Raw genomic sequence first — 6,215 nt, forward strand, 5'->3', positions numbered from 1 at the left:
GTGATTGGTGGAGAGGATTTGGCGGCTACCAATTACGGATGGTTGTCAGCCACGTTAGCAGGTAAACCGTTCATCGCCTGGACGCACATCGCATTTTCCGAGCATACCCAGCGCATGCAGATCCTCGATCGCTGGATCAGTTTGCAGGTGCGGCGACAGCTGATCTGGATGGTATTTCCGAGCCAAGGAGCAATGGCATCAATGCAGCAGGTAATGGGAGAGGCGCATCATCAACGCACTCATTGGCGCATCATCGAGAATTTTCTCGATCCGTTGCCCGCGCCGAGCCCCCAGCCACCAGATCTCCAGCTCTTTTCCAAGCCGGTTGTGTTGGGAATTGGTCGGCTAGCAGAACAAAAAGCCTTCGACCGGCTGATCCGAGCGCATGCGGCGCTGCGGGCACGGGGCTTCGACCACCATCTAATCATCCTTGGCGAAGGGCCGCTGCGGCAAGCGCTCGAGGGTGAGGTGCAGCGCCTTGGAGTAGGCGAGACGGTTTTTCTGCGGGGGCATGTCAATAACGTTGCCGATTGGCTGGCCCACGCCACGCTATTTGCCCTCTGTTCCCGTTACGAAGGATTCGGTCTGGTACTGCTCGAAGCGCTTGCTTGTGGTACCCCCGCGGTGGCGATGGATTGTCCGTCAGGGCCGCAGGAGATTCTGGCCGATGGACAAGCCGGAATTCTGGTGCCTGAAGGTGATGAAGCTGCGTTTCAAGAAGCGCTTGCGCAACTCCTCTCCTCACCCGATCTTCGTGCGCATTACGCCCAAGCTGGACGCAAACGGGCGAGGCACTATGCACCTGAGCGCATTGTTCCCCAATGGGAAGCGTTGTTGGCGGAAGTCGCCGCGTCAGGGTGACGAATCTTGTGCCTGCTGGCGTTGAGTGTCGTTGCCGCGAGCCTTGCGCCAGCCGTGCCACAAAGCCTTGATCGGGGTGAGGTTCCGGTAACGCACTGCGCGTACTGCGGCGCGGGCGGGCAAAGTGATAGAGCGACCAAGGAGGAGAAGCATCCGGTCTAAACGACCATTGGCTAATTTGTCCGCCAGGCGCAAATGGCTTTCCACGAGCCGTATTTCGTAGAATGGTGAGCCGTTGCGACTCGTTGCGCTCCCCTCGTGGAAGACAAGCACATCTGGCACGTGCGCCATGCGGCTGGGGCCAAGCCGCCAACCCAGGAGCACGTCTTCGCCGTACATGAAAAAGTCCTCGTCAAAAAGCGGCATTTCGGCCCGCTCAGGGGCGATGAGTAAGGCGCTGCCAGAAGGATAGGGAAAACTACCTGGCCACGGGCGGTCAAAACGCAGCAAGGCGAAAACGCGTTGGTAATAGGTGGTGCCGATGAGGCGTCCGCTATGATCGACGCGCGGGTAGGCGATGACCGCGTCGGGTTGCGCGCGCAGCGCGGCGCAAAGGGCAGCGAGCGCACCCGGGCAAACCATAGCGTCGTTGTTGAGCAGCATCACCCATGCGCCCGGAAAACGCGCAAGGACGGCTTCCAGACCCCGATTGACGCCCGCGGCAAAGCCAAGATTGCGCGGGCTTTCCTCGATCACCACGCGATCTTCGTCACGCCAGATTTTGCGCAACGACTCTGCTGACGCACCGTTGTCCTCCGAGTTGTCCCACACCAGCACCGCATGCGCACCGTCGCCCAGCAGCGAGTGAACACACCGGCTGGTGCGCTCCACGTCGCGGTAATTAAGGGAAAGTCCGACGAGCAGGTGGGTCATCGTGGCAACTGCTAGGGGCGGCTCAGCCCGTCTCGCACACCACGCACCATTGCACTCAACTGAGCGCAACGATCGGGATCGAAAAAGGCGTGAACGATGGCGGTCACGAAGAGCTTGAGCACCGCCCATACTTTCCAAACAGTAGGGACATAAGGCCTGCGCATCAACCATACGGCATTGCGAAATAAATACCGATGGCGTATTGCGGATCGTGCAGGCCAGACGCGCCAGCCAAGCAGCCAAAACCTGAGCCCTCGCTCGCCCATTCGATGCCTAAAAACAGCATCAGGAATCCCCCACAGGGTGTACCCTGCGGCGCTCATTCGAAACGACCACTCGGTGTCTACATGATCGATGAACAGCGTTTCATCCAACCCGCCAAGACGTTCAAATAGCGCTCGTCGCATAAGCGTGCCGCTGCCGTTGAGGTTGGCGACGGCAATCGGTTGGTGGGCGTTTGTTGGTGGGTACGCTCGGTGCCAGCGCCACAGGCGCATCTGATGGAATCCATGATTGAGCCCGGTATCCACATCCCTGAGTTGTGGCCCAACAGCCCCAGGGTTCTTGCCTTCGCGCTCCAAAAACGCAAGCGCTTCACAAAGTCGAGCGATACTGCCCGGCATGGGGACGCTATCTTGGTCAAGCAGAAGGATATGCGTGCAGTGTGGCGCATGCTCTGCGAGGACACGCACTCCGAGGTTGATTGCCGCTGGCAAACCGAGGTTGGCTGGCTGAGGCAGAACCAGAATTGCGGGTAGATTTGCTGCGATCGAACTCAGTGCAGCTTGCGTCGCATCGCCTGAACCATTGTCGACAATGATTTTCAGCGCTTGGGAGGGGAGCGCCTGCAGTTGTTGTCGCAAAATGGCTAAGTCCGGGTGATACGTGACCGTGATACAGGCCAGCGCATCGAACGCCGGAGCTGGGCTCGCACAGTAGCCGGGGTCAACCATCGACAAGCTCCCGCTAATTTTCAGCCATCGCGCTTATACGTCAGGTTGGTGATCTGCTCCGACACCAACCCGATCAGAAAGACGATGACGCTTGCCGAAAGGAGGAGCACGCTCATGTTGGTGAAGCGGTGTTCGGTGGCGAAGGTGTAGCCGTAGTAGCCGATCCCGAGCAGGAAAAAGAGCGCGGCGACGGGCGCGAAGAGTTTCACCGGCGAAAAGAGCGTCGCGATCTTGAAGATGATGAGGAGAAAGCGCACCCCGTCGCTGAGCGGCCGCAAGTGGCTTTTGCCGACGCGCCGCGCTGCGTGGATCGGCACATAGGCCACGGGATAGGCGCTGCGGAAAAAGGCCATCGTGATCGTCGTGGGATAGGAGAAGCCGTTCGGCAAGAGGTAGAGAAATTCACGGAACTTGTCGGCGCGCACGGCGCGAAAGCCGCTCGTGAGGTCGAGCACCCGGTGCCCGGTCATGTAGCTCGCGAGTCGATTGTAGAAGCGGTTGGCGATCCCCCGCCCGACACTCGCCTGCGAGCAGCGATCGCGGGCGCCGACCACCATGTCGTAGCCCTCATTCAGTTTCGCAAGCAGCCGCGGCACGTCGGCGGGGTTGTGTTGCCCGTCGGCGTCCATGAAGACGAGGATCTCGCCGCGCGCGGCCCGCGCGCCGGTTTTGACCGCGGCGCCGTTCCCCATGCCGTAGGGGTGGCGGATCACCCGCGCGCCCGCCGCCTCGGCGACCTGGGCGGTGGCGTCGGTGGAGCCGTCGTCGACGACGATCACCTCGGCGTCAGGGTACTGCGCGCGGATTGCCGCAACCGTCTGCCCGACGCTCAACGCTTCGTTCCGCGCGGGAAGAATCACGCTTAGCGATTTTTCCTGTTGCACCAATGGGTTACTTTGCCCCATACTGCACCCCCTATCGATCGCTTGAGTCTCTCTCCCGCTCTTCCAAGAGCAGCGCGCGAATCCGGGCTATTTCGCGCTCGTAGAAGGCGCGGGGAAACTTGAGCATCCGATCGCTGCTCTCCGCAAGGAGCTGCTCCACCTGGTCGAGCAGCCGCAACGCTGCGTCGGGATAGTTGGCGTTCCCCACCTCGGCAACCATCTGCATCCCGGCGTCAACCTGCCCGTAGAGGCGCATCGCTTCAGCATAGTGGCGCTCGGCCTCAGTGATCTTTCCGTCGGCAAGGTCGAGTTGCGCCAACAGGTAGGGAATCAGCCGCCGAAAGAGGGGAAACTGACGATACTGCTCGTTCGTGGCAAGATGCTCGATCACCAGGCGAATCCCCTCCCGCTCCAGTGGGCTTGCCGAAGGGCGAATTGCCCGCTCCGTCAGATGGCGAAGCGCCGTCACCGTCTGCGCGTCAAAAGGAACGGTGTGCAAACGGCGCGCTACTTCGACAAAGTCGTCGCGCGTCGCCTCGTTGAGGTTGATGCGCAGCTGCAGGAGCGTTAGAAGCAGCAGCCCCGACTGGGGGTTCCGTTCGACCGCCTCGCGCAACACCTGCTCCGCCTCCGAAAAACGCCCCACTTCGGTCAAACGGCGCGCCAACGCGTTCGCGGCACGGGGCGATTCGGAGGCAGCGAGCGCCCAATAGGCCTCGAGCTGAACCGGATCGCGCCACAACTGCGCGCGCTGATAGGAAAAAGCAGAGAGCAAAAGAAGGAGACCGAGCGTGAGCAAGCGCGCCGTGAACCGGATTGCCGTTGCCCGCTCGTCAACAGCCCAGACGGCGAGCGGCAGCAAGAGGAAGATCGTGGGCAGGTAGTTGCGATGCTCGAAGTAGAGCTCCAGCCCCAACCACCCCGACTCCATCAGATGGCCGACCAGAAAGAAAGCAAAACCCAACGCAAGAAACGGGGCGCGGCGGCGCAACCCAACGACCGCGGCAACCAGAAGCACCAGGGCGACCACCGCCACTGCCGTCTGCGGGGGATCGACCAACGAACGGGAAATCGCGATCCCGTCGCGCAACAGCCCCGCCCCCTCGATGCGGGGGATAAACCAGTTGCCGAGGTAGTCCCACAAGATTCGCGCTTCAGTAAGCAGCCGCTCGATCTGGTTGAAGGGGCGCTCCGGCCAAGGATTCGGCGAGAAATTGAAATAGGTTGCCAGGTAGGCAACGAGAGCGACCGAGGGGAGGTAAAGCACCCCCCAACGAAAGAGGCACGGCAGGGGTGCTCTTCCCGGCGGCGCAAACCATTCGATGGTGAGAATCAAGAGTGGCAAGAGCGCCCCGTTCTCTTTGCTCAAGACCGCACAGAGGGTCCCGCCAAAGACTCCACCTGCCATCCAGAGGAGCGCTGCTCGCGGGCGCTCTGGCCACAGGAGCCGGCCGCGGAGGTAGAGGAGGATCCCGAGCAGCGAAAAGGTTGCGGCGAGCATGGCCATGCGCTGCACGACGTAAAAGGTGGTCGAAATCAAAAAGGGGTGGAGACCCCACAGGGCGGCGGCAATCAACGCCCCCCACGTCGCCCGTACCTCGGAGAGGCCATAAAAGCGCAGCAGCTGCAAGGTCAGCCAGATGAGGAGCGCGACGTTGATGAGATGAAGGAACAGATTGGTCCGTTTGAACCCCTCGGGTGCGGTCGGCCAGGTGTTGTCGTCGATCAGAAAGCTCAACAACGCGAGCGGCCGCCCGGTAGGCCCTGCAAAGCCGCTTGAGAGGTAGGCGCGCAATGCCTCCCAGCTCGTTACCCCACCGTAGGCGCCCAAGTCGCGCAGGTTGGGTTCGTCGTCAAAGTGAAACCCCCCGCCCACCGCCGCCCACTGCAGGAGGGCGATCGTTGCAAGAAGCAGCAGAACGAGGAGCGAGGGAAGGTACGCAGAGAAAAGCCGGGCAGAAACCCGGCTTTGTTCACCCGAGGGTAACCGATGCATCAAGCGCGATCAACGGCAGCTCGACGGGAGATATTTCGCGGTGATTGTCCCTGCTTTACACTTCCACTGGATACCGCCGCCAGCAGTAATAGGGGATAGAAAAAGAGTTTTGCCGCTTTCAACCTTATCATTATAAGTAATAGTGATCAGCCCGTTCGTCCCTACTGCGACACTTGTAACCGCGTTGCCTTTGATGGCTGATGCGGCAGCCAAACCAGCGTCAGTATTGTTAGCAGGCAAACTGCCTTTTGTTGCCCAGTATTCTGAAACCGCCGTCTTTGCCGCAGCCGCGAGCGACAGACCTTCCGTCGCGTTGGCGCGCTTCGTGTAGTCCTGATACGCTGGCAGTGCTACCGCCGCCAAAATCCCGATGATCGCGACGACGATCATCAGCTCGATAAGGGTAAAACCCTGTTGCACGCGTTTCATGGTAACTCCTTTCATGAGATGAGAACCAACATTCTACCTCGATCACTCCCGAAAGAATGACCGCACTTTTCACTTAGCAAGATCGATGCCAGACGAGCTTTTTCAGGCAACCCATTGATGGATTGTCGTTTTCTTGCCAAAGAGTGATCGCGCACCGCCTCTGCATTCCTGCCCATGTGCACAATTGTTAACAAAATGACGCGTTGTGTTAACAGGCCC

General features: G+C 60.3%; 7 protein-coding genes. 1 reads left to right on the plus strand and 6 read right to left on the minus strand.

Translation table 11 applies throughout. The features are described from left to right. On the plus strand, positions 1-861 hold an 861-nt coding region (locus tag ACYQ6T_RS10370), incomplete at its 5' end, for a glycosyltransferase (protein WP_459830567.1). Here the strand turns inward: ACYQ6T_RS10370 and ACYQ6T_RS10375 are convergent. The 6 genes from ACYQ6T_RS10375 to ACYQ6T_RS10400 all read right to left on the minus strand — a co-directional run. Beyond that, a complete protein-coding gene (locus tag ACYQ6T_RS10375) occupies positions 853-1,734 on the minus strand; it encodes a glycosyltransferase (protein ID WP_459830570.1) in 882 nt (293 codons plus the stop codon). The two genes, ACYQ6T_RS10370 and ACYQ6T_RS10375, sit on opposite strands and share 9 nt — an antisense overlap. Positions 1,735-1,745: 11 nt before the next feature. Then, the gene (locus ACYQ6T_RS10380; protein ID WP_459830573.1) at positions 1,746-2,687 is read right to left on the minus strand and encodes a glycosyltransferase family 2 protein; all 942 of its coding nucleotides are present in this window, start codon (positions 2,685-2,687) and stop codon (positions 1,746-1,748) included. 20 nt (positions 2,688-2,707) lie between these two features. Continuing rightward, positions 2,708-3,592, minus strand: coding sequence for a glycosyltransferase family 2 protein (locus tag ACYQ6T_RS10385; protein WP_459830575.1), 885 nt, complete (start codon positions 3,590-3,592; stop codon positions 2,708-2,710). 10 nt (positions 3,593-3,602) lie between these two features. Then, on the minus strand, positions 3,603-5,567 hold the full coding sequence (locus ACYQ6T_RS10390) for a tetratricopeptide repeat protein (protein WP_459830577.1): 1,965 nt from the start codon (positions 5,565-5,567) through the stop codon (positions 3,603-3,605). A 9-nt stretch (positions 5,568-5,576) separates the two neighbouring features. Then, positions 5,577-5,996, minus strand: a complete 420-nt coding sequence (locus ACYQ6T_RS10395; protein WP_459830580.1) for a pilin — start codon at positions 5,994-5,996, stop codon at positions 5,577-5,579. 11 nt (positions 5,997-6,007) lie between these two features. Then, on the minus strand, positions 6,008-6,215 hold a 208-nt coding region (locus ACYQ6T_RS10400), incomplete at its 5' end, for a hypothetical protein (RefSeq protein ID WP_459830582.1).

The organism is Hydrogenophilus islandicus, from assembly GCF_054657095.1.